The 22,509-nt window shown below is 70.1% G+C and carries 20 protein-coding genes and 1 riboswitch; of the genes, 7 read left to right on the top strand and 13 right to left on the bottom strand.

Annotated features, from left to right (window positions below):
* Positions 1 to 156: 156 nt before the first annotated feature.
* The gene (gene nagB, locus OG758_RS19805) at positions 157 to 942 is read left to right on the top strand and encodes a glucosamine-6-phosphate deaminase (RefSeq protein WP_326711241.1); all 786 of its coding nucleotides are present in this window, start codon (positions 157 to 159) and stop codon (positions 940 to 942) included.
* A gap of 161 nt (positions 943 to 1,103) precedes the next feature.
* On the opposite strand, the gene OG758_RS19810 is transcribed toward nagB, so the two are convergent.
* From OG758_RS19810 to OG758_RS19825, 4 genes are all read right to left on the bottom strand, one after another.
* A complete protein-coding gene (locus OG758_RS19810) occupies positions 1,104 to 2,597 on the bottom strand; it encodes a glycoside hydrolase family 3 protein (protein WP_326711242.1) in 1,494 nt (497 codons plus the stop codon).
* A 9-nt stretch (positions 2,598 to 2,606) separates the two neighbouring features.
* Positions 2,607 to 3,446, bottom strand: coding sequence for a carbohydrate ABC transporter permease (locus OG758_RS19815; protein WP_326711243.1), 840 nt, complete (start codon positions 3,444 to 3,446; stop codon positions 2,607 to 2,609).
* Positions 3,443 to 4,429 (bottom strand): carbohydrate ABC transporter permease, encoded by a 987-nt coding sequence (locus OG758_RS19820; RefSeq protein WP_326711244.1) that lies wholly within the window; start codon positions 4,427 to 4,429, stop codon positions 3,443 to 3,445. Before OG758_RS19820 ends, OG758_RS19815 begins: the two co-directional genes overlap by 4 nt.
* A 98-nt stretch (positions 4,430 to 4,527) precedes the next feature.
* Positions 4,528 to 5,808: an extracellular solute-binding protein gene (locus tag OG758_RS19825; RefSeq protein ID WP_266560274.1), complete on the bottom strand. Its 1,281-nt coding sequence runs from the start codon at positions 5,806 to 5,808 to the stop codon at positions 4,528 to 4,530.
* A gap of 303 nt (positions 5,809 to 6,111) precedes the next feature.
* Between OG758_RS19825 and OG758_RS19830 the strand changes: the two genes are divergently transcribed.
* The 3 genes from OG758_RS19830 (at position 6,112) to mctP (ending at position 8,956) form a co-directional block, all read left to right on the top strand.
* Entirely contained in the window at positions 6,112 to 6,900 is a 789-nt protein-coding gene (locus tag OG758_RS19830; protein ID WP_116510148.1) for a GntR family transcriptional regulator, read from the top strand.
* Positions 6,901 to 7,073: 173 nt separating this feature from the next.
* Complete coding sequence (locus OG758_RS19835) at positions 7,074 to 7,328, top strand: DUF3311 domain-containing protein (RefSeq protein ID WP_326711245.1); 255 nt, start codon at positions 7,074 to 7,076, stop codon at positions 7,326 to 7,328.
* Positions 7,325 to 8,956 (top strand): monocarboxylate uptake permease MctP, encoded by a 1,632-nt coding sequence (mctP, locus tag OG758_RS19840; protein ID WP_266560279.1) that lies wholly within the window; start codon positions 7,325 to 7,327, stop codon positions 8,954 to 8,956. The genes OG758_RS19835 and mctP overlap by 4 nt, the downstream gene beginning before the upstream one ends.
* Positions 8,957 to 9,024: 68 nt before the next feature.
* Here the strand turns inward: mctP and OG758_RS19845 are convergent, their stop codons facing one another.
* Positions 9,025 to 9,759, bottom strand: a complete 735-nt coding sequence (locus OG758_RS19845) for a hypothetical protein (RefSeq protein WP_326711246.1) — start codon at positions 9,757 to 9,759, stop codon at positions 9,025 to 9,027.
* An 89-nt stretch (positions 9,760 to 9,848) separates the two neighbouring features.
* A riboswitch (cobalamin riboswitch) is annotated at positions 9,849 to 9,965 on the top strand.
* Positions 9,966 to 10,082: 117 nt separating this feature from the next.
* Between OG758_RS19845 and OG758_RS19850 the strand changes: the two genes are divergently transcribed.
* The gene (locus tag OG758_RS19850; RefSeq protein WP_326711247.1) at positions 10,083 to 12,479 is read left to right on the top strand and encodes a ribonucleoside-diphosphate reductase subunit alpha; all 2,397 of its coding nucleotides are present in this window, start codon (positions 10,083 to 10,085) and stop codon (positions 12,477 to 12,479) included.
* Positions 12,479 to 13,492: a ribonucleotide-diphosphate reductase subunit beta gene (locus OG758_RS19855; RefSeq protein WP_326711248.1), complete on the top strand. Its 1,014-nt coding sequence runs from the start codon at positions 12,479 to 12,481 to the stop codon at positions 13,490 to 13,492. Before OG758_RS19850 ends, OG758_RS19855 begins: the two co-directional genes overlap by 1 nt.
* A gap of 68 nt (positions 13,493 to 13,560) precedes the next feature.
* On the opposite strand, the gene OG758_RS19860 is transcribed toward OG758_RS19855, so the two are convergent.
* Positions 13,561 to 13,737, bottom strand: coding sequence for a hypothetical protein (locus OG758_RS19860; RefSeq protein ID WP_326711249.1), 177 nt, complete (start codon positions 13,735 to 13,737; stop codon positions 13,561 to 13,563).
* 94 nt (positions 13,738 to 13,831) lie between these two features.
* On the opposite strand from OG758_RS19860, the gene OG758_RS19865 reads away from it, so the two are divergent.
* Positions 13,832 to 14,821, top strand: coding sequence for a GlxA family transcriptional regulator (locus tag OG758_RS19865; protein ID WP_326711250.1), 990 nt, complete (start codon positions 13,832 to 13,834; stop codon positions 14,819 to 14,821).
* Here the strand turns inward: OG758_RS19865 and OG758_RS19870 are convergent.
* The 7 genes from OG758_RS19870 to OG758_RS19900 all read right to left on the bottom strand — a co-directional run bounded on the left by OG758_RS19870 (position 14,787) and on the right by OG758_RS19900 (position 22,495).
* The gene (locus OG758_RS19870; RefSeq protein WP_326711251.1) at positions 14,787 to 15,164 is read right to left on the bottom strand and encodes a hypothetical protein; all 378 of its coding nucleotides are present in this window, start codon (positions 15,162 to 15,164) and stop codon (positions 14,787 to 14,789) included. The two genes, OG758_RS19865 and OG758_RS19870, sit on opposite strands and share 35 nt — an antisense overlap.
* A gap of 84 nt (positions 15,165 to 15,248) precedes the next feature.
* Positions 15,249 to 16,625 (bottom strand): bifunctional albaflavenone monooxygenase/terpene synthase, encoded by a 1,377-nt coding sequence (locus OG758_RS19875; RefSeq protein ID WP_326711252.1) that lies wholly within the window; start codon positions 16,623 to 16,625, stop codon positions 15,249 to 15,251.
* Positions 16,622 to 17,722 carry an epi-isozizaene synthase gene (gene cyc1, locus OG758_RS19880; protein ID WP_382060860.1) on the bottom strand — a complete coding sequence of 367 codons (1,101 nt, stop codon included), beginning with the start codon at positions 17,720 to 17,722 and terminating at the stop codon, positions 16,622 to 16,624. The genes OG758_RS19875 and cyc1 overlap by 4 nt, the downstream gene beginning before the upstream one ends.
* Before the next feature lie 323 nt (positions 17,723 to 18,045).
* Complete coding sequence (gene def / locus OG758_RS19885; protein WP_326711254.1) at positions 18,046 to 18,696, bottom strand: peptide deformylase; 651 nt, start codon at positions 18,694 to 18,696, stop codon at positions 18,046 to 18,048.
* A 65-nt stretch (positions 18,697 to 18,761) separates the two neighbouring features.
* Positions 18,762 to 19,742 (bottom strand): tetratricopeptide repeat protein, encoded by a 981-nt coding sequence (locus OG758_RS19890; protein WP_326711255.1) that lies wholly within the window; start codon positions 19,740 to 19,742, stop codon positions 18,762 to 18,764.
* A gap of 150 nt (positions 19,743 to 19,892) precedes the next feature.
* Positions 19,893 to 21,251 (bottom strand): HD-GYP domain-containing protein, encoded by a 1,359-nt coding sequence (locus OG758_RS19895; protein WP_382060845.1) that lies wholly within the window; start codon positions 21,249 to 21,251, stop codon positions 19,893 to 19,895.
* Entirely contained in the window at positions 21,170 to 22,495 is a 1,326-nt protein-coding gene (locus OG758_RS19900; protein ID WP_326711257.1) for an HD-GYP domain-containing protein, read from the bottom strand. The genes OG758_RS19895 and OG758_RS19900 overlap by 82 nt, the downstream gene beginning before the upstream one ends.
* Positions 22,496 to 22,509: the final 14 nt, after the last annotated feature.

Genomic DNA, 22,509 nt, shown 5'->3' on the forward strand with positions numbered 1-22,509 from the left:
TTCGGGCGTGCCGGCTTCGAGGTGCCGTCGGCGCGGGGAGCGCCGAGCATGGTCGAACGGCGGGCGTACGCCCCGTGACCGGCCGGGCCACCTCTGCTAGATTGGTCTATACCACATGCGCAGCATCACATCCTCGACCAGATCGGCAGGCCCAGCGTGGAAGTTGTGATCGTCCCGGACGCCAAGGCAGGCGGCGAGCTCATCGCCGAGGCGATGGCCCAGCTGCTGCGCCGCAAGCCCGACGCCCTGCTCGGCGTGGCCACCGGCTCGACCCCGCTGCCCATCTACGAGGCGCTGGCGGCCAAGGTCGGCGGCGGCGAGGTCGACGCGTCGAAGGCCCGTATCGCCCAGCTCGACGAGTACGTGGGACTGCCGACCGGACACCCCGAGTCCTACCGGGCGACCGTGCTGCGCGAGGTCGTCGAGCCGCTCGGCCTGAGTGAGGGCTCCTTCATGGGCCCGGACGGCAGCTCCGAGGACGTGCAGGCGGCCTGCGAGGCGTACGACAAGGCGCTCGCCGCCGCCGGCGGTGTGGACCTCCAGCTGCTCGGCATCGGCACCGACGGGCACATCGGCTTCAACGAGCCGTGTTCGTCGATCGCCTCCCGTACGCGGATCAAGACGCTGACGCAGCAGACCATCGCGGACAACGCGCGCTTCTTCGACGGCGACCTCGACCAGGTGCCGCGTCACGTCATCACGCAGGGCATCGGCACGATCCTGGAGGCGCGGCATCTGGTGCTGCTCGCCACCGGTGAGGGCAAGGCGGACGCCGTGGCGGCGACCGTCGAGGGGCCGGTGGCCTCCGTGGTGCCGGCTTCGGCGCTTCAGCTGCACCCGCACGCGACGGTTGTCGTCGACGAGGGGGCGGCGTCGAAGCTCAAGCTCTCCGAGTACTTCCGGCACACGTACGCGAACAAGCCCGCTTGGCAGGGGCTGTAAGCGAGTTCGGGCCGACATGAAGGTGCCGGTCACCCCTGGTGAGGGGTGACCGGCACCTTCGCGTTCGCCGTCCGCGGGAGGCGGGGGCGTCGTGGCTTGTCGCGCCCGCACGGTGAGGCCGCACCGTGTCACAGCCCCGCGCCTCTGGAGGGGCGCTCGGCTCACCCGGCGACGATCACCTCGGCGGCCGCCAGACCGCACACCCGGGCCGCGCCGTGTGTCGCCACGTGCAGGGCGCCCCGCGGCGGCGCCTGCGGTACGCCCATCTCGACCACGACCGTGTCGGGGCGGGCCGCGAGGAGCGTGTCCAGCGCCTGAGCCATCCACGCGTGGCGGTGGGCGTCGCGGACCACGGCGACGATGCGGCGGTCCCCCGCCGCGGCCAGGGCGGCGGCGCCCGCGTCCGCGCCGGAGAAGCTGCCGGTCTCCGTGCCGGGCAGCAGCCGCTCCAGTTCGGCGGCGACACCCCACGGCGTCTCGTCGCCGACCGCGATGTTGGCGACGGGTGTGAAGGCGGCGACGTACGGCGGCTCGGTGACGGGGGCCGCGTGCTCACCGCGCGTGACGGTCACCGCCCGCCGCGCCGCGACCAGTCCGATCCCGGAGTCGGGCGCGCCCCCCGAGTGCTCGGCCGCGCCCGGCTCCGAGGTCCATCGGGCGAGCGAACGCACCCGCGCCGCGGCGTCGGCGAGCCGCTCCTCCGGCAGGTCGCCCGCGTGCACCGCGGCGACGAGAGCGTCGCGCAGCCGCAGGACCGTGTCGTCGTCGGCGAGCCCGCCGCCGACACAGATGGCGTCGGCGCCGGCCGCGATGGCGAGGACGCTGCCGCGCTCGATGCCGTACGTGGCGGAGATGGCCTGCATCTCCATGCCGTCGGTGACGATCAGCCCCTCGTAACCCAGTTCCTCGCGGAGCAGGCCGGTCAGGATGCGGCGCGAGAGGGTGGCGGGGCGGTCCGGGTCCAGGGCGGGGACGAGGATGTGGGCGCTCATCACCGCGCGCGTGCCGGCCGCGATCGCCGCGCGGAACGGCGCGAGTTCACGCTCGTGGAGCACGTCGAGACCCACGTCGATGCGGGGCATGTCGTGGTGCGAGTCGACGGCGGTGTCGCCGTGGCCGGGGAAGTGCTTGGTGCAGGCGGCGACGCCCGCGGACTGGAGCCCGGTGACGTAGGCGGCGGTGTGGCGGGAGACGAGGCCGGTGTCGGCGCCGAAGGACCGTACGCCGATGACGGGGTTGGCCGGGTTGGAGTTGACGTCCGCGGACGGAGCCCAGTTGAGGTTGACGCCGCAGGCGGCCAGGCGGCGGCCGAGTTCGGCGGCGACGGACCGGGTGAGCTCCACGTCGTCGACCGCGCCCAGGGCGTGGTTGCCGGGGAACGAGGAACCGGAGCGCACCTCCAGGCGGGTGACGTCACCGCCCTCCTCGTCGATGGCGACCAGGACGTCGTCGCGCTCGGCCCGCAACTGTGCGGTCAGGGCGGCGAGTTGCTCGGGCGAGGCGATGTTCCGGCCGAACAGGCCGACGGAGGCGAGGCCCTCGCCGAGCCGGCGCAGCAGCCAGTCGGGGGCGCTGGTGCCGGTGAAGCCGGGCTGGAGGACGGTGAGCGCGTCACGGGTGAGGGTGTCGGTGCCGTGTGCGGTGAGTGTCGTCATCTGGCGGTGTTATCCCTTCACGGCGCCGTCGGTGAGGCCGCTGACGGCCCTGCGCTGCAGGAAGACGAAGAGGATCAGGATCGGGATCGCGAAGAGCGAGGACGCGGCCATGGTCGCACCCCAGTCGTCGCCGAAGGCGGTCTGGAAACTGGAGAGCCACAGCGGCAGCGTCTGCGCCTCGGACGACTTGTTGAGGACGAGGACCATCGGGAACTCGTTCCAGGCGGTGATGAAGCCGAACATCGAGGTCGACATCAGGCCGGGCGCGAGCAGCGGCAGGATCACCCTGCGGAAGGCCTGCATGCGGGTGCATCCGTCGACCATCGCGGACTCCTCCAGTTCCCTGGGCACGGCAGCGACGAAGCCGCGCAGCGTGAGGAGGGTGAAGGGCAGGATCATCACCATGTAGAAGAGGGTCAGCGGGACGAGGCTGTTCAGCATCGACGCGTCGCGCACGATCATGTAGATCGCGATGACCATGACTTCCCAGGGCGCCATCTGGGCCAGCATGAACCCGATGATGAAACCGCGGCGGCCCTTGAACCGCATCCGCGCGAGGGCGAACGCCGCGGCCAGGCCGATGACCAGCGAGAAGACGACGGCGAGCACGGTCACGGTGACCGAGTTGCGCACCAGCGTCCAGAAGTTGTCGGCGCCGAACGCCGTCCTGAAGTGCTCGAACGTGATGTCGGTCGGGAACCAGACGGGGTTCTCGCTGATGATGTCGCCGGTCGGCTTGAGCGCCGTCGCGAACATCCAGTAGACGGGGAAGACGAAGCCGATGAACAGGATCACGGCCGTCACATTGGGCCAGGCGCGGCGGAACGTCGACGAAGCAGAGCGCTTCACAGCTCGTCCTCCTCTTGCTTGAGCACGATCCGGAGGTAGTAGGCGGTGAGCACGAGCAGGATCAGGATCGTCAGGACGGCGATCGCCGCGCCCATGCCGAAGTGCTGGTTGCCGACGCCCTCGATGTACGCGTACACGGGCAGGATCTCGGTGAGCCGGTCGGGGCCGCCGCCGTTGATCGTGAAGACCTGGACGAACGCCTTGAAGACCCAGATGATCTCGAGGAACGTCGTCGCGTAGAGGAAGGGCCGCAGATACGGCAGGGTGACCGAGAGGAAGCTCTTCCAGGGGCCGGCGCCGTCGAGGGACGCGGCTTCGTAGAGCTCCTTGGGAATGGTGGTCGTCGCGGCGTAGAGGTTGATCGCGACGAACGGGATCGACATCCAGACGATCAGCACGGTGACGACGAAGAACGTCGACATCTGGCTGCCGGTCCAGCTGTAGTCGGCCATCGAGTGCCAGCCGAGCTTGTCGAGGACCCAGTTGACGACGCCGAAGCGCTCCGCGAACAGCCACTGGTAGACGGTGGTCGCGGCGACGACGGGCATCGCCCAGGCGAGCACGAGCCCGACGAGGAGCAGGACGCGCATGCGCTTGCCGAGCCGGGCGAGGAGCAGACCGACGAGGGTGCCGATCACCATGATCAGGACGGCGTTGACGAGGGTGAAGACGATGGAGCGTCCGGTCACCCGCCAGAAGTCCGAACTGGTCAGTACCTCTTGGTAGTTGTCGAAGCCGTTCCACTCGGTGACATGCTGGATCAGCTGCCCCATGTTGAGGTTCTGGAACGACAGGAGCCCGTCCTTGAGCAGCGGCCAGCCGAGGAGCAGCACGGTGGCCGCGACCGCGGGAAGCAGCAGCAGGTAGGGCGCGAGGGTCCCGGCCCGTGCGCGGGCCTGCTTACTCGGTCCGCCGGATCCCCCGCCGTCCGCTTTCAGGACCTCCGCCGGACCGGAGGGCGGCCGTTCGGTCTGCACGGTCATGCTCGCCATCTCTTTTCTGGGCCTGCCGGGACACCGTGGACCCCGCGGGGGCGGAGGGCCTGCCGGCGCTCTCCGTCCCCGCGGGGCCTTTTGCTGCCTTACTGCTTCTGCGAGAGGCGCTTGTTGAACTCGGCCTCGACCTGCTTGGCGGCGGCGGCCGGGGACTTACCCTTCAGCACCGCGGTCATGTAGGTCTTGATCGGGTTGGGCGCGTTCTCGACCGGGGCCCACTCCGGGATCAGCGGGGTGGTGCCGCCGCCGGCCGCGGCGGGAGCGGCGGCCTCGGCGGCCGCGTTGCCCTTGAGGTTGGACTGCAGCGCCTCCTTGTTGGGGATCACGCCGCCTTCCTTGGCGAGCTGGCCCTCGAACTTGTCGGAGAGCGCGAGCTTCAGGAACTCCTTGGCGAGGTCCTGCTTCTTGCTGCCCGCGGCGACGGCGAGGTTGGAGCCGCCGAGGAAGACACCCTCGGGCTTGTCGGCCGTGACACCCGGGACGGTGAAGTAGCCGATCTCCTTCTCGATCTTCGGGTTGGCCTTGATGGCGAGGGCGGACTCCCAGCCCATGCCGATGAAGGAGCCGGTCTTGCCCTTGGCGAAGACCTCGGCCTGCTGCGGGGTGGCCTCGTCCTTGTCCTTGGGGGCCTTGGACAGGGCCTGGAACTTCTTGTATGTCTCCATGGCGGCGGCGACCTTGGGGTCGCCCAGGTTGGAGACGTACTTGTCGCCGTCCTTCTTGACGAGCTCGGCGCCCTCACCGATGGTCAGGCCGACGAAGTGGTACCAGTTCTGCCCGGGCAGGTAGATCGGCTCGGCGTCCGTCTTCTTGCCGATGGCCTCGAGGTCCTTGTAGAACTCGTCGCGCGTCTTGGGGGTGTCCTTGATGCCGGCGTCGGCCCAGATCTTCTTGTTGTAGATGACGACGCGGTTCACGACGAACCACGGGGCGGCGTACTGCTTGCCGTCCGAGACCGCGGACTTGTTCATCGACTCGGCCCAGTCGGCGCCGACCGAGGACTTGAGGTCGGAGAGGTCGGCGAGGCCGCCGGTCTTGGCGTAGGCGGGGGTCTGCGTGTTGCCGACCTCGAAGACGTCGGGCGGGTTCTCCTCGGACAGGGCGGTGGTCAGCTTCTGCTGGATGCCGTTCCACTGCTGGATCTCGATCTTCAGCTTCGCGCCGGTCTTCTTCTCGAAGGCCGCCGTGACGTCCTTCTGCCAGGTGTCCGGCGTCGAGCCGTCCATGGCCCACACGGTCAGCGTCTGGCCCTTGTAGCCGTCGGCGCCGGCCTTCTTGTCCTTGCCGCCGTCATCACCACTGCCACAAGCCGCGATCGAAACCAACATGCCCGCGACACCGATAGCCGCAATGAGCCTGCGCTTCACGTCACCCTCCTCAGGGATGCCAGCAACCCCCCCGCCCACGACGACGGATACGACGAACACAACAAACTCGACGTGGTACTGCACGTGGGACTGGGACCTGGTCTTTAATGGTGTAGACCAGTACCCGGAGCTTGGCCTAGACCTTTAGGGGTGTCAAGGGTGTATAAGAAGGGCTGTCACGTCCGTTATCGGACCGACACCTGAGGGAGCACGGCGCCCCCGGGGAGGGCCGTGCCACGATGTGAGCCGCGACAGACGGAGGAGCCGGTGACGGCAGCACCACAGGAGCCGGGAAGGCGGACCATGGGCACCCATGCGGGCAGCAGCGGAACCGATGCGGGCGGCGCCACGACGGCGGAGGCACCCGCAGCGGGCCGCACCGCGCGTGTGCCCAAGTACTACCGCCTGAAGCGGCACTTGCTGGACATGACCGAGACGCTGCCCCCGGGCACCCCGGTCCCGCCCGAGCGCACCCTCGCCGCCGAGTTCGACACCTCCCGCACGACCGTGCGCCAGGCCCTTCAGGAACTGGTCGTCGAGGGCCGGCTCGAGCGCATCCAGGGCAAGGGGACGTTCGTCGCCAAGCCCAAGGTCTCGCAGGCGCTGCAACTGACCTCGTACACCGAGGACATGCGCGCCCAGGGCCTGGAACCCACGTCGCAGCTCCTGGACATCGGCTACGTGACCGCCGACGACACCCTCGCCGGGCTCCTCGACATCACGGCGGGCGGCCGCGTCCTGCGCATCGAGCGGCTCCGCCTCGCGAGCGGCGAGCCGATGGCCATCGAGACGACGCACCTGTCGGCCAAGCGCTTCCCCGCGCTGCGCCGCTCCCTGGTCAAGTACACGTCCCTGTACACGGCGCTGGCCGAGGTCTACGGCGTGCGCCTGGCCGAGGCCGAGGAGACCATCGAGACGTCCCTTGCCACCCCGCGCGAGGCGGGCCTGCTCGGCACGGACGTGGGCCTGCCCATGCTGATGCTGTCGCGGCACTCCCTGGACGGCACGGGGCAGCCCGTCGAGTGGGTGCGCTCGGTGTACCGGGGCGACCGCTACAAGTTCGTGGCCCGCCTCAAGCGTCCGACGGACTGACGGGCACCGTACGCGAATCCGCCTGTGCCGGCCGACGAGTCGGCACATGAACGGCATGTCGGCCACGCATTGTCCGTTATCCGGACGGGGGTTCCATACGACGAGATCGTCGCCTAGATTTCCGCCACGTTAAGCATGAGATAAGCGGGATCAGCGAGGGGACGGACCGCCGTATGTCGGATGTGCCTGAAATGAAACGGCCGGTGGTCACACCGGTGCGAGTGGTCATTGCCCTGTGCCTCGTCGCGCCGTTCGTGGCGATGCTCTGGGTCGGCTCCTACGCGAAGATCGACCCGACCTTCATCGGTATTCCGTTCTTCTACTGGTACCAGATGCTGTGGGTCCTCATCTCCACGGCGCTGACGATGATCGCGTACAAGCTGTGGCAGCGTGACCAGCGCGCCCGGAAGACGGGTGGACAGGCATGAACGGCGGAGTCAACGGCGTCGCACTCGGCGTCTTCATCTTCTTCTTCATCGCCGTCACGGTCATGGGCTTCCTGGCCGCGCGCTGGCGCAGGTCCGACAGCGAGCAGAGCCTCGACGAATGGGGCCTGGGCGGACGCTCGTTCGGTACGTGGGTCACCTGGTTCCTGCTCGGCGGCGACCTCTACACCGCGTACACCTTCGTGGCCGTCCCGGCGGCGATCTACGCGGCCGGGGCCTCCGGCTTCTTCGCCGTGCCCTACACGATCCTCGTCTACCCGCTCATCTTCACCTTCCTGCCGCGTCTGTGGTCGGTGTCGCACAAGCACGGCTATGTGACGACCTCCGACTTCGTGCGCGGCCGCTTCGGCTCCAAGGGCCTGTCCCTCGCCGTCGCCGTCACCGGCATCCTCGCCACGATGCCGTACATCGCGCTCCAACTCGTCGGCATCCAGGCCGTCCTGGACGTCATGGGCGTCGGCGGCGACGAGTCGACCAACTGGTTCATCAAGGACCTGCCGCTGCTCATCGCGTTCGCGGTGCTCGCCGCGTACACGTACTCGTCGGGTCTGCGGGCTCCCGCCCTGATCGCGTTCGTCAAGGACGGTCTGATCTACCTCGTCATCGCCGTCGCGATCATCTACATCCCGATCAAGCTGGGCGGCTTCGACGCCATCTTCCACGCGGCGAACGAGAAGTTCGCGACGCCCAACCCGGCGACGGGCAAGCCGGTCGGATCGCTCGCCCCGGCACCGGCCGGGCAGTGGACGTACGCGACGCTGGCCCTCGGCTCGGCGCTGGCGCTCTTCATGTACCCGCACTCGATCACGGCGACGCTGTCCTCGCGCAGCCGCAACGTGATCCGCCGCAACACCACCATCCTGCCCCTGTACTCCCTGATGCTGGGCCTGCTCGCGCTGCTCGGCTTCATGGCCATCGCGGCCGGGATCAAGGTGCAGAACGGGCAGCTGGCGATCCCGCAGCTCTTCGAGGACATGTTCCCCGACTGGTTCACGGGCGTCGCGTTCGCGGCCATCGGCATCGGCGCGCTCGTGCCCGCCGCGATCATGTCCATCGCCGCGGCGAACCTGTTCACGCGCAACATCTACAAGGACTTCATCAAGCCGGACGCGACGCCCGAGCAGGAGACCAAGGTCTCCAAGCTGGTGTCGCTGCTCGTGAAGGTCGGCGCGCTCGCCTTCGTCCTCACCATGGACAAGACCGTCGCGATCAACTTCCAGCTCCTGGGCGGCATCTGGATCCTCCAGACCATGCCGGCCCTCGTCGGCGGCCTGTTCACGCGCTGGTTCCACCGCTGGGCGCTTCTCGCCGGCTGGGCGGTCGGCATGGTCTACGGCACGCTCGCCGCGTACGGGGTCGCGTCGCCGACGCAGAAGCACTTCGGCGGCAGCGCCAAGGAGATCCCGGGCATCGGCGAGATCGGCTACATCGGCCTCACGGCGTTCGTCATGAACGTGGTGGTCACGGTGGTCCTCACCTTCGTCCTGAAGGCGCTGAAGGCCCCTGAGGGCGTCGACGAGACGTCTGCCGCGGACTACACGGCGGACGCCGGCGACCCGGGCGTCCTGAAGAAGCTGCCGGAGGCGACGGCGGGAACCGGCGGGCACTGACCCGACCTCCCCCGAGTACAGCAACGGGCCGCCGGATCCCTCCGGCGGCCCGTTGGCGTACCCGGGGTTCACGAAACTCCGTAGAGGTCCTTCCCGACCCGCCGCGCCGCCTCGGCGGCCGAGGAGAGCGTCAGGTCCATGTCCGTGCCCGCCCCCACGATCACCAGGACACCGCCGACCCGCAGTTCGACCACGTAGTGCGCACTCCCGTCGTACTCGTCGCCGCCCGTGGTCCTCGTGGTCTCCAGGACCGCCTCGTCGCCCAGGTCCGGCAGCGGCCGGACCTCGTGGTGCTCCTCGACGGGCGCGCCGTCGGTGTCGACGGTGACGCGGCCGCACGCCTCGTGGAGCTCGCGGCGCAGTTCGAGATAGCGCCCGGCCCGCCCGGCCGGCATCGAGACCAGGCGCTCGTAGACGAAGGGGTCGTCCTCGCCCACCGCCGCGGGGTCGGGACGGAACGTCCGCTCGGCGCTGGCGCCCCGCATGCGCCACAGTTCCCCGTGCGCGTCCCGGCCCGCGACGCAGGTGCTCCAGTCGCCTCCCCCGGAACCCTGGTCGAAGAGACCCAGGTAGACCTCCAACGCCTTCGCGCCCTTGCCCACGTCCTCGGCCGGAAGGAGGGCGGCGCCCAACTCGGCGCCCGTGAAGACCTTCGCGGGATCCGCCGTACCGTCGACGCCGGACGCCGACGACTGCTTGCTCCCGCCCTCGCCCCGCTGCCCGGACCCGCCGTCCCCGCCGTTCCCGCACCCGGCGAGCAGCATCAGCAGTACGGCGGCACAGCCCGCTCCCCGGCCTCGCACCCGTACCTCCCCCTGCTGGGCCACCAGTTCGGCCGCAACCCTAGTCGACACAAGATATGGGGCTGTCATCCAAGCCCGACACAAGATGTATGCTCATGCTCGCTGTCGCCGCAGGGGAATCCGGTGCAATTCCGGAACTGTCCCGCAACGGTGTACGTATGCACGCATACGCGAGTCCGAGGACCTGTCGACAGCCTGCCCGAGCCGTCCGGCCCGGGATGACGACGTCCGGGTCTCGTGGAGTGGGCCGGTGACGCGGGCCCCGCCATGCCCCCGTGCCCTCCTCCCCGTCAGGCCCAGAGCCGAGCGAGGGAGAGCCCCACGTGACCATCGCGCCCGCCGAACCGGCCTCAGAGCTGGCAGGGAACCCCGAGCAGCACGACGCTCCGGGAACCGCGCTGCTGCGCACCCTGACCGAACTGACCGCCGACCTCCCGGACACCGACCCGGGCAAGGTCGCCGCCGCCGCGCTGCGCGGCAGGTCCGCGGTGGCGGACTCCGGCATCACCGCCGAACTGCGCTCCCTCGCCACCGAGGCCGCCGCGGGCCTCATCTCCGACGACCCGGCGTACTCGCGGCTGGCCGCCAGGCTCCTGACGATCAGCATCGCCGACGAGGCCGCGTCGCAGGGCGTCACCTCGTTCTCCGAGTCCGTCGCGGTGGGCCACCGCGAGGGCCTGATCGCCGACCGCACGTACGACTTCGTGACGCTGCACGCCGAGCGCCTCGACGCGCTCGTCACCGCCTCCGTCACCGAGGGCGCCGACGACCGCTTCGGCTACTTCGGACTGCGCACCCTGCACAGCCGCTATCTGCTGCGCCACCCGATCACCCGGCAGGTCGTCGAGACCCCGCAGCACTTCATGCTGCGCGTCGCGTGCGGCCTCGCCGAGGACGACTCGGTCCGCGCGCTCGACGAAGTCGCCTCCCTGTACCGCCTGATGAGCCGCCTCGACTATCTGCCGTCGTCGCCGACGCTCTTCAACTCCGGTACCCGCCACCCGCAGATGTCGTCCTGCTACCTCCTCGACTCGCCCCTCGACGAGCTGGACTCCATCTACGACCGCTACCACCAGGTCGCGCGGCTCTCCAAGCACGCGGGCGGCATCGGACTCTCGTACTCGCGGATCCGCTCGCGCGGTTCGCTGATCCGCGGCACGAACGGGCACTCCAACGGCATCGTGCCGTTCCTGAAGACCCTCGACGCGTCCGTCGCGGCCGTGAACCAGGGCGGCCGGCGCAAGGGCGCAGCGGCCGTCTACCTGGAGACGTGGCACTCCGACATCGAGGAGTTCCTGGAGCTGCGGGACAACACCGGCGAGGACGCCCGGCGCACCCACAACCTCAACCTCGCGCACTGGATCCCCGACGAGTTCATGCGCCGCGTCGCCGACGACGGCACATGGTCGCTCTTCTCGCCGTCCGACGTGCCCGACCTCGTCGACCTGTGGGGCGAGGAGTTCGACACCGCGTACCGCGCGGCGGAGGCCGCAGGTCTCGCACAGAAGACGATGCCGGCCCGCGAGCTGTACGGCCGCATGATGCGCACCCTGGCGCAGACCGGCAACGGCTGGCTGACCTTCAAGGACGCCGCCAACCGCACCGCCAACCAGACGGCGGAGCGCGGCAACGTCGTGCACTCCTCGAACCTGTGCACCGAGATCCTTGAGGTCACGGACGACGGCGAGACCGCGGTCTGCAACCTGGGCTCGGTCAACCTCGGCGCCTTCGTGCGGCAGGGACCCGGCGGCGGGGAGATCGACTGGGAGCGCCTCGACGAGACCGTCCGCACGGCCGTCACATTCCTCGACCGCGTCGTCGACATCAACTTCTACCCGAGCGAGCAGGCCGGCCGCTCCAACGCCAAGTGGCGCCCGGTGGGCCTCGGCGCGATGGGCCTCCAGGACGTCTTCTTCCAGCTGAAGCTGCCCTTCGACTCCCCCGAGGCGAAGGCCCTGTCCACGCGGATCGCCGAGCGCATCATGCTCGCCGCGTACGAGGCGTCCGCCGGCCTCGCCGAGCGCAACGGTCCCCTGCCCGCGTGGGAGAAGACCCGCACCGCGCGCGGCGTGCTGCACCCCGACCACTACGGCGTCGAGCTGACCTGGCCGGAGCGCTGGGCCGCGCTGCGCGAGCGCATCGCCGCCACCGGCATGCGCAACTCCCTGCTCCTCGCCATCGCGCCCACCGCCACGATCGCCTCCATCGCGGGCGTCTACGAGTGCATCGAGCCGCAGGTCTCCAACCTGTTCAAGCGCGAGACGCTGTCCGGCGAGTTCCTGCAGGTCAACTCCTATCTGGTCCAGGAGCTCAAGCGGCTCGGCGTGTGGGACGCGCAGACCCGCGAGGCGCTGCGCGAGTCCAGCGGCTCCGTGCAGGGCTTCGGCTGGATCCCGGCCGAGGTGCGCGAGCTGTACCGCACGGCGTGGGAGATCCCGCAGCGCGGCCTCATCGACATGGCGGCGGCCCGTACGCCGTTCCTCGACCAGGCGCAGTCGCTGAACCTGTTCCTGGAGACGCCCACCATCGGCAAGCTCTCGTCGATGTACGCGTACGCCTGGAAGTCGGGTCTGAAGACGACGTACTACCTGCGCTCGCGCCCGGCGACGCGGATCGCCCGCGCGGCGTCCGCCGCCCCCATTCCCGTACAGCAGGCCACCGACCCCGAGGCCGTCGCCTGCTCCCTCGAAAACCCCGAGTCCTGCGAGGCCTGCCAGTAATGACCAGCGCGAACAAGAACCTGCTCGACCCGGGCTTCGAACTGACCCTGCGTCCCATGCGCTACCCGGACTTCTACGAGCGCTACCGGGACGCGATCAAGAACACCTGGACCGTCGAGGAGGTCGACCTCCACTCGGACGTCGCCGACCTCGCGAAGCTGTCGCCGGGCGAGCAGCACATGATCGGCCGCCTGGTCGCGTTCTTCGCGACGGGTGACTCGATCGTCTCGAACAACCTGGTCCTGACGCTGTACAAACACATCAACTCCCCCGAGGCGCGCCTGTACCTGTCGCGCCAGCTGTTCGAGGAGGCCGTACACGTCCAGTTCTATCTGACGCTGCTGGACACCTACCTCCCCGACCCGGAGGACCGCGCGGCCGCGTTCGACGCGGTCGAGGAGATCCCCTCCATCCGCGAGAAGGCCGAGTTCTGCTTCAGGTGGATGGATTCGGTCGAGAAGCTGGACCGCCTGGAGACGAAGGCGGACCGCCGCCGCTTCCTCCTCAACCTGATCTGCTTCGCCGCGTGCATCGAGGGCCTGTTCTTCTACGGGGCGTTCGCCTACGTGTACTGGTTCCGCAGCCGCGGTCTGCTGCACGGCCTCGCGACCGGCACCAACTGGGTGTTCCGCGACGAGACGATGCACATGTCGTTCGCGTTCGAGGTCGTCGACACCGTCCGCAAGGAGGAGCCGGACCTGTTCGACGACCGGCTCCAGGAGCAGGTCACCGCGATGCTGCGCGAAGCGGTCGGGGCCGAGCTCCAGTTCGCCCGCGACCTGTGCGGTGACGGCCTGCCCGGCATGAACACCGACTCGATGCGCCAGTACCTGGAGTGCGTCGCCGACCAGCGCCTCCAGCGCCTCGGCTTCGCGCCGGTCTACGGCTCGGAGAACCCTTTCTCCTTCATGGAGCTCCAGGGCGTCCAGGAACTCACGAACTTCTTCGAGCGCAGGCCGTCGGCGTACCAGGTCGCGGTCGAGGGCACGGTCGGGTTCGACGAGGACTTCTAGGCGGGGACCTCTGGCCGGATCTCCTGTCGAGATCTCCGGTCGGGATCCCCGGGCGACGATCGGGATCCTCAGGCGACGGTCGTGAACTCTGTGCGGCGGGACGGGCGTTCGGCGTCCCGCCGCGCCTGCCCGGCCTGCCGCAGCTGCCGGTCGATCCGGCGGTCGTGGGCGATCCCGTACAGGGACGGGGCGGCCAGGAGGGCGAAGACGAAGAGGACGGTGAGGTAGTTCATCGCTGTGTTCATGTCCTCCACTCTCGTCCCCCGCGGACGCATCCGGCAGTGGCAGGACTGTCACTGACCCTCGAATTACTGCCAAGCCTGCGGCACACTGGACGGCATGCTGAAGAACGTGGCCGCAGTGCTGCTCGACGGTGTGCACCCCTTCGAACTCGGCGTCATCTGCGAGGTGTTCGGCCTCGACCGCAGCGATGCCGGACTGCCCGTTTACGACTTCGCGGCCGTGTCCGCCGAGGGGCCCGACCTGGCCACCCATGTACCGGGCATGACGATCTCCACCCCGTTCGGCCTGGAGCGGCTGGAGGAGGCCGACCTCATCGCCGTCCCCGCGGCGGGCCGCATCCGCGAGGGTTACCCTCCCGAACTGCTCGACGCCCTGCGCCGGGCCGTCGACCGGGGCGCCCGCGTCCTCAGCGTCTGCTCGGGGGTATTCGTGCTCGGCGAGGCCGGACTGCTCGACGGCCGCCGGTGCGCCGTGCACTGGCGGTACGCGCACGAGCTCGCCGTCGCGTTCCCGCGCACCCGCGTCGACCCCGACGTCCTGTACGTCGACGAGGGGCCGGTCATCACCTCGGCGGGTACCGCCGCCGGCATCGACGCCTGCCTGCACATCGTCCGCACGGAGCACGGCTCCGAGGTCGCCAACGCCATCGCGCGCCGCATGGTGGTCCCGCCGCACCGCGACGGCGGGCAGGCCCAGTACGTGGAGCGCCCGCTGCCCATCGCTCCCTGCGACACCGTGGGGGGCGTGCTGGCGTGGATGGAGGCGCATCTGGACCGGACGCTCACGGTCGAGGAGCTCGCGGCGCGCGCCCATATGTCGCCGCGCACCTTCGCGCGCCGCTTCCAGCAGGAGACGGGCACGACGCCGTACCGCTGGCTGCTGCGCCAACGGGTGCTGCTGGCCCAGGAGTTGCTGGAGCAGACGGACGAGACGGTGGAGTCGATCGCCGGGCGGGCCGGGTTCGGCAACGCAGCGGCGATGCGGCATCAGTTCATGAAGGCGCTGGGCACGACACCCAACGCCTTCCGCCGCACGTTCCGCGTACGGTCCGTCAGCCCTCTGCGGGCGAGCCGTCGGTCCGCGTGAGCCAGCCGGTGAAGTCGTAGCCGTCCTGGTGACGCAGGGTGTGCGGCAGCGGGACCTCGACGAGCCTGCCGCCGTACATCATCCACAGGCCGAAGCAGTCGTCGTCCTCCCCGCCGATGGGCACCTGCACCGTCTCGGGCCGCGGCCAGGCCAGCGCCTCCAGGTGGGGGAGAAGTCCGTCCCAGTTGTGGCGTACGAACTCGACGGTCCAGGCGTCCGACATGCCCACCTCGACGGGGGTGAAGCACTGTTGCCACGCGCGGTCGTCATCGGGACGGGTCAGTGGTGCCATCACCTCTCGGGCGCCTCTGGCGATGACGACGACTCCTACGTATCTGCTCATCGCGCCGGTATCGGCAGCCCGCTGACGTACCGCCCCCGGTTTTCCGGGGGCCGGTAGCGGCCCCCGGACAGCCGGGTCTCCTGGTCAGCGCGGCTCCACCCGCAGCAGCGCCCGCTTGGGCTGGAGCGTGATCCCGATGCGGGCCGTGCTGTCCGTCTCCGCGACCGGAACCAGCCGCCAGCGGGGCGTCACCGTGGCGAGGATGATGGCCAGTTCGGCCATGCTGAAGTGATCGCCGGGGCACTTCCGGTTGCCGACACTGAACGGCATCATCGCGCTCTGCCGGCTTTCCGAGGCGCGTTCCGGAAGCCAGCGGTCGGGGTCGAACTCCAGATGGTCACGGAAGGACCGCGGATCGCGCTGCATCGCATACGGGCTGTAGACGATGTCCGCACCGGCCGGAATGTGATAGCCGCCGAGCTCGGTATCGACGGCGGCCTGCCGCGTCAATATCCATACGGCCGGCCGTATGCGCATCGCCTCCGTGATGACATTGCGCGTGTGGATCAGTCCCTTGAGGTCGGCGAATGCGACGGGGCGGCCATCCGTCACGGATTCAACCTCGTCGTGTAACCGGCTTTCCTGCTCGGGGTGTTCCGCGAGGAGCTGGAACGTCCACGTGAGGGTCGCCGCGACATTCTCCGCGCCGGCCACGACGAGGGAGACGACTTGGTCGTGCACCTCCTGCTCGCCGACCGTTTCGCCATTCTCGTCCTCGGCACCGAGCAATGCCGCGAGCAGGTCACCCGGATTGACGCCGGATGCGCGCCGCTCGGCAATGATCTCGTCCACCAGCCGATGCAAATCGGCCAAGGCCCGCTCGAAACGGCGATTGGCCGGAAGTGGCAGCCGGTAGAAGGGTCCGACGGACAGGACCATACGCCGGTACAGGCCGCTGAAGACCGTGTGCAGCGAGGAGCTGAGCCGGTCGGCGCGTTCGTCGACCGAGTCGACGTGCAGGACGGAGCGGGCGACGATGCGGACCGCGGTACGGAACACCTCGGCGCCGATGTCGACCGTGTCGCCGGGCTTCCAGCGCGCCGCCATGGCGCGCGCCTCCTCCTCCATCACGGTGGCGTGGTCGGCGATGCGGTCCGTCCTGAACGCTGGCTGGATGGTGCGCCGCTGGCGCCGGTGCATGGGTCCGTTGCTGGTCGCCACTCCCTTGCCGAGGAGCACTCCGAGCGTGTCCCAGAGGGGCCCGCCGACCATGTAGTCGGGGCTCTTGAGGAGCGCGGCCACGAGGTCGGGGTCGCAGACCGCGTACGCCGTCTTCGGGCCGAGCCTGATGCGGACCAGGTCGCCGTGGCCGCGCAGTCCCGCGACGAAGGCGAGGGGGTCGCGCACGAGGTTCCAGGCGTGCCCTAGGAGGGGCGCGCCGCCGCCGGCGTACGGCGGTGTACGCCGCTCACCGGGCTCCACGACGGCCGGAACCGAGGATTCTGCCGATTCGACGGTCATTCGTCACCTGCCTGGTCGCTGATGTACGGAGGAGTGGCGCGGTCGTCCCAGCTGTCCACCTGATAGCGGCCCGACTCGTGGTGGAACCAGTACACGGAACTGAACCAGTTCCGCATATTGGAGACGCATGACCTGAGTGCCACGGCGAGGCTCTCGCCCGCTAAAGTCCCGTCGGCCGCCTCGTCCGCCATCCGCAGAACTTCGGGCTCGGCGTCCATGAATTCGGTAATGCATCCGCGGACCCTTCGGCGAACTTCTCCCACGGCCTCTTCGAGGGAAAGCCCCTCGTGCTGGATAAGGCTTATCCCGAGGTTGTGGAGTTCATCGCCCGCGAGTTCCTTGGGCAATGAGCAGAGGTCGTTGTACCAGGCGGCGAAATCCTGGCACGCGAGCGCGGCCCGCCGGTATGCGGGGCTTTCGAGCACCCATTTCGGGAGCTCGTACTGCGCGGTCGGCTCAAGGAGATCGAGCCATATCCAGTGCGCGAAGGTGTTCCTTCGGAGTTCGATGTACTCCTCGACCGTGGGCACCGTTCCCGAGGTCCGGTTCCGGAATTCCTGGTCGTATGCGTCGATCACCACGTGGAAGTGGCGGGCGAACCGGGCGTTCCATGAACGGGTGAGGGAGCCGTTCAGCCGGACGATGCTGTCGGCGAATGCGGCCACCAGCGGGTCCCTGTGGTGCAGATGGAGCTGAGGTGCCTCGAGTGCCGCGTGGAGCTGGACGGCGAGGCGCCGCCAGGCACCGGCCCGGCCGTGGATCACGTCACGGTCGTGGCGGTCGTCCCAGACGAAGAACCACGCGCTGTAGTCGCAAATCGCGGAGAGGAGGTCGTCGGGGGCTCCTATGTAGTAGCCCGCCATGAGGTCGGTGTAGCAAAGGCCATCGGCATATTTCTCCACCTTGTCGGCCGACATGAGGCGCTTTTGGAGCAGCCAGGACCGCGTCTTCTCCTGAAGCTTTGGCCAATACGGATGCAGGTTGCGAGGAAACGCCTCCTCGATCACCGGTAGCGCCAGTGCCGGTGGGACCGCCGTCTGCGTCTGTGTCTGTGACTGCACCCGAGTCCGTGAAGTGCTGTGTGAGAAAGCAGGCACGAACAAACCCCTCTCAGCCGCCTGGTGGCGTGCGCCCCTGTGCTGTGCCGGGCGCGCGCCGTTGCGTATCCCCGCACTTTCTATTCAGCACTACAACTGACCGTTCTGGGAACGGATTTGCCCCCCTCACTACCCCCACGCGCCGGAAAAATCCCCTTAGGTGACTGATTCTGGATCATCTACGGCCGGTCCGGTTCGCACACCTGACCGCCGGGGCGGTCCGGGCCCCGAACAGGCGAGCGGCGCCCGGTCGGTTGGAAATCCGGCCGGACGCCGCTCGCGTGTCACTCAGGTGCGCTCGGGCCCCAACGGGCCCTCCCCGCTCAGTCGTTGGCGACGACCTCGTAGCGCGGGGTGCCCTCGGCCATCTGCTTCAGGGCGTCCTTGCGCTCGCGCTTGGAGAGGCGGTCGATGTACAGGTACCCGTACAGGTGGTCCGTCTCGTGCTGGAGGCAGCGCGCGAAGTAGCCGGTGCCTCGGACCTTGATCGGGTTGCCCTTCTCGTCCTGCCCGGTCACCACCGCGTAGTCGGGACGCGCGAGCGGCGCGTACGCCGTCGGCACGGACAGGCAGCCCTCGTTCGAGTCGTCGAGGCGGCGCTGGTCCGCGGGAAGCTCCTGGAGCACCGGGTTGCAGACCACGCCGGTGTGGCGCGCACCGTCGTCGTCGGGGCAGTCGTAGACGAAGACCTTCAGGTCGACGCCGATCTGGTTGGCGGCGAGGCCCACGCCCTCCGCGGTGCGCTGGCTGGCGAACATGTCGTCGACCAGCTGCGCGAGCTCGTCGCCGAACTCGGTGACGTCCTTGCACTCCTTGTGCAGGACGGGGTTCCCGACGACGGTGATCGGCCGCGACGTGCCACGCGCGACGGCGGCCTCCTCGCGGGCGGCGTTGTCCTCGGTGTCGAGGACGAAGCCCTCGTCGTCCACGGGGAGCACTCCGGCGTGCTCGTGCTCGGTGTCCTGCTGCGCCATGTCCGACGTACGCCTTCCGGTACCTGCTGCGACAAATTTTCCGGGGTACAGCCTACGGGGACCGGTCAGCAGACCTCTTCAAGGTCCCGCCAGCCCCTGGAGTCCGGGCTGTCCGCGACCCAGCCGTCGAGCAGCCCCCGCACGAGCGACGCGGGCGCGGCGACACCGCACTCGCGCTCGGGCACCCACAGCTGGCCGTCCGTGCGGTGGCCGAGCGGCCCGGGATGTCCGGGCTCGCTGTGGTCGTGGGGGTCCAGGTGTCGGCCGTCGCCCTCGTCGGACGGCATCCGCGACTCGGAGCACATCCGGCACAGCAGCCGCACGGAGGACGACCAGTCCTCGGCGGCGAAACCGGCGTCGGAGGCGAGCTGCTCCAGTGCGTCCCGGTCGGCCTCGGTCGCCGCCTCCAGGAGGACGACCCAGGTCGGGACGGGCGAGGGAGCCCACAGCTCGATCTCGTCGAAGACGGGGTACGAATGCCCGGCGGCCGTCGTCCGCTCCCCGTGGGGCACTCCGTCGTGCAGCACGACCTCGCCCCAGCGGCGTCCGGAGGACGGCAGCGGAATGGACAGGACCTCCATGCGGGCGGGGTCCAGCCTGCGCCCCCACACCACCTCGGCCTCGCCCTCCGGCGAAAGCCGCACCGCGGCACTGCCCAGGTCCATGCCGGTCGGCTCACCGGCGGCGGTCGCGCCGCCCGGCACCTTGAGTCCGTACGCCTGCCAGGCCCGCCGCGCGAGCGGCCAGTCCTGCAGGGCGGTGGCCGCGATGCCCACGTTCCACCAGTCGGGGGCGCCGCTCTCGCGGTCCAGGAGGGCCACCGCGCGCAGGCCCGCGGCCCGTGCCTGCTCCCAGTCGTGCCGGAACTTGTGCAGCAGCGCGAGGTTGAACCAGGACTCCGACAGCCACGGCTCGAGGTCGGCGGCCTGGGTGAGCAGAGCCCCGGCGTCCTCGTAGCGGCCGTCGCCGATGAGCGTGAACGCCCGATCGGTGGCCTGCCGCCATGAGGCGGAGGGCCGGTGCCGTCCCTTGCCGAAGATCCTCACGATTCCCGCCTGCATTCCCGCCTGTCGGTCCGGGGGACAGTGCCCTCGGGGGGCCTTCCCCCAAGGAGCACGGCCGGGGCCGGGGCCCCCGGACATCCTCTTCTTCGCATCCAACCACGTGCGGCCGGACAGCCGCTCATTACCCATGGGTTACCCAGCCGGGGGCAGGGTCACCCCGCCCCTCGACACGACCCTGGCCAGGGATTCCACCACATCGGGCTGGTAGTCGCGCCCCGTGGCCAGGCGCAGCCGCTCCAGGGCGGTGAGGGGGCCCTGGGGGCCTTCTCCCCGGGCCATCTCGTCGTATGCGTTGGCGGTACGGACGATGCGCGCGGTGAGGGGCTGCTCACGGTAGGGATCGGCCTGGCGCTCGACGACGACGGCCACCTCCGCGTCCACGCCCGTCTGGCGCACGACGGCCCCGCCGAGCAGCGCGATGCGGCGCTGCTCCTGGGCGGGCAGGGCGGCGGTGGCGCCGTCGGCCACCGGGTCGACGAGGGACAGCTGCCCGATGTCGTGCATGAGGGCCGCGTACTCCAGGACCGTGAGGTCGGGCTCGGAGAGTCCCAGCTCACGGCCCACGGCGCGGCTGAGCGCCGCCACGCGCAGGGCGTGGCCCTGGGGTGTGTACCCGGCGATCTCGGTGGCGCGGGCCAGCGAGGTGATCGTCTGCCGGTACGTGGTCCGCACCGCGGCGTACCGGCGGAACGCGAGCTGGGTCAGGAGAAGGGGCAGGCAGAAGACGGGCAGCGCCCACAGTCCGGCGACGGCCACGGCGAGGGCGATGACGGCGCCGGTGGCGCCCACCGCGGAGCCGATGCCGATCATGGCCCGCAGCTCGTCCCTGAGCAGCGGCCCGAACGGCCAGCCGGTACGGGCGTGGGCCAGGGCCGCGGCGAGGACGGCGTCGCACAGCGCGGTCAGGACGAGCAGCCCGACGAGCAGCAGCGCGTAGGCCGCGCCGTCACCGAGCCAGGCGCCTAACCTGCCCTGGTTGTAAAGGGGTTGGAAGCAGACGGCGGCGAAGGCGACGGTCAGGACTCGCCGCGCCATGTGGTCGGCGGACGGGCCGTGCCCGAGCGCGAGGTGCGGTACGGAGCCGACGAGCGCGGCCGCGACGCAGACGGCGACGACCTGGAGCGCTCCGTGATGCGTCGCCTGTCCCGCCGTCTCCCCGAGGAGTGCGTACGCGAGCGCGCCGGCGGACCCCAGAGGCGCGGGCTCCCGGTCCCCTCCGGGTGCCCCCCAGCGGGCGAGTTCTCCGACGGCGATGAGCACGCCGAAGGCGAGCGCCGTCCCGGGCTCCTCGACGCCGTTCCACACGGTGGAACCGAGGGAGACGGCGGTGAGCACGACAGCGAGGCCCTGGACGGCCGCGACCGTGGTGCGCGCCCGGCCGCTTCCCGGACCCGGGGACCGCGTCCATGTCACCGCGGGGCCGCCCGCCGCGCCACGCGGGGCCAGGGCACCTGTGCGGCGGCCTCGTCCGCGGTCACGGCGGGGTTCCATCCGTGCCGTCCGAGCGCCCGCACCAGCGCCCCGACCATCTGCGGGTCGAACTGCGCGCCCGCGCACCGGGACAGCTCGGCGAGGGCGACGTCGACGGGCCGGGCCCGCGAGTAGGACCGGGTGGACGTCATCGCGTCGAACGCGTCCGCCACCGCCACCACTCGCGCGAACTCCGGGATCTGCGCCCCCGTGAGCCCATAGGGGTACCCGCTGCCGTCCATCCGCTCGTGGTGATGCAGGATCGCCGCCCGCGCCTCCCCCAGGAACCCGATCCCGCGCACCATCTCGTGCCCGTACTCGGGATGCAGTTCGATGATGCGCCGCTCCTCGGGGGTCAGCGGGCCGTCCTTGCGCAACAGGCGGGTCGGTACGCCGAGTTTGCCGACGTCGTGCAGGATCCCGGCGAATCGCAGGACCTCGGCGCGCTCGTCCGCCATGCCGAGTTCGCGGGCGATCATCATCGACGCCTGGCCGACCCGCTCGCTGTGGCCGCGCGTGTATCCGTCCTTGATGTCGACGGCCTGCACGAGGGCCCGGATCGTCTCCTGGTGGGCGGCGCGCTCGCGGTGGTACTGGGCGAACACCCAGCAGGAGATGTACATCGGCAGCAGCACGAGGAGCGCGGCGAACGGGCCGTACGGGCTGCGCCACAGGACGGCCATCATGAGGCCCGCGAGGCCGTGCACGGCGACGGGCCCGAGGGCGCGCGGGAAGAGGCCGCGCCAGGCGGCGCGCAGCGGGACGCGTTCGGCGGTGGCGAGGATGCCGCCGTCGAGCAGGGCGAAGGCGGCGCAGAAGACCAGGACGGCCGCTCCGGCGGGCACGAGCGCGTACGGGAAGTGCGGCGCGGACACGGCCGCGGTGCCGCCGAGCGCTCCGTGGACGCCGGCGGCGGCCCAGGTGGCGAGGGCGAGCTGGGCGGCGCGCCAGACGCGGCGCAGGCCGGCCGGGCGCCGGTCCGTCCTCGCGACGAGCGCTCCGGGCACGGCGACGAGTGCGGCCGCCGCGGGCGGCAGGAGGAACGCTCCGGCGAGCAGGACGGGGAAGAAAGTGCCCATGCCCTTGGGGACGCGCCGCCCGATCACGCGGCACTGGCCCGCGCGTTCGCATCCCGTGTAGAGGACGGCGAGGAGTCCGACGGCGGGCCACGGTGTGGCCGCACCCGCGACGGGTGCCAGACACGCGAGGGCGCCGCCGGCCGCGCACAGGACATAGCCGAGGGCCACTGGCGGAACCGTGCGCATACCGACCCCCTCCC

Origin of the sequence: Streptomyces sp. NBC_01474, assembly GCF_035918215.1 — a bacterium.
GTDB lineage: Bacteria > Actinomycetota > Actinomycetes > Streptomycetales > Streptomycetaceae > Streptomyces > Streptomyces aureus.

Excerpts from the sequence above, each read along its gene's own strand:
- OG758_RS19875 (WP_326711252.1), bottom strand. The coding sequence starts at position 16,625 with ATGACCGTCGAATCGGCAGAATCCTCGGTTCCGGCCGTCGTGGAGCCC.
- mctP (WP_266560279.1), top strand. The coding sequence starts at position 7,325 with ATGAACGGCGGAGTCAACGGCGTCGCACTCGGCGTCTTCATCTTCTTC.
- OG758_RS19820 (WP_326711244.1), bottom strand. The coding sequence starts at position 4,429 with ATGACCGTGCAGACCGAACGGCCGCCCTCCGGTCCGGCGGAGGTCCTG.
- OG758_RS19895 (WP_382060845.1), bottom strand. The coding sequence starts at position 21,251 with ATGGAACCCCGCCGTGACCGCGGACGAGGCCGCCGCACAGGTGCCCTG.
- def (WP_326711254.1), bottom strand. The coding sequence starts at position 18,696 with ATGGCGCAGCAGGACACCGAGCACGAGCACGCCGGAGTGCTCCCCGTG.
- OG758_RS19835 (WP_326711245.1), top strand. The coding sequence starts at position 7,074 with ATGTCGGATGTGCCTGAAATGAAACGGCCGGTGGTCACACCGGTGCGA.
- OG758_RS19830 (WP_116510148.1), top strand. The coding sequence starts at position 6,112 with ATGGGCACCCATGCGGGCAGCAGCGGAACCGATGCGGGCGGCGCCACG.
- OG758_RS19865 (WP_326711250.1), top strand. The coding sequence starts at position 13,832 with ATGCTGAAGAACGTGGCCGCAGTGCTGCTCGACGGTGTGCACCCCTTC.
- OG758_RS19860 (WP_326711249.1), bottom strand. The coding sequence starts at position 13,737 with ATGAACACAGCGATGAACTACCTCACCGTCCTCTTCGTCTTCGCCCTC.
- OG758_RS19900 (WP_326711257.1), bottom strand. The coding sequence starts at position 22,495 with ATGCGCACGGTTCCGCCAGTGGCCCTCGGCTATGTCCTGTGCGCGGCC.
- OG758_RS19870 (WP_326711251.1), bottom strand. The coding sequence starts at position 15,164 with ATGAGCAGATACGTAGGAGTCGTCGTCATCGCCAGAGGCGCCCGAGAG.
- OG758_RS19810 (WP_326711242.1), bottom strand. The coding sequence starts at position 2,597 with ATGACGACACTCACCGCACACGGCACCGACACCCTCACCCGTGACGCG.
- OG758_RS19855 (WP_326711248.1), top strand. The coding sequence starts at position 12,479 with ATGACCAGCGCGAACAAGAACCTGCTCGACCCGGGCTTCGAACTGACC.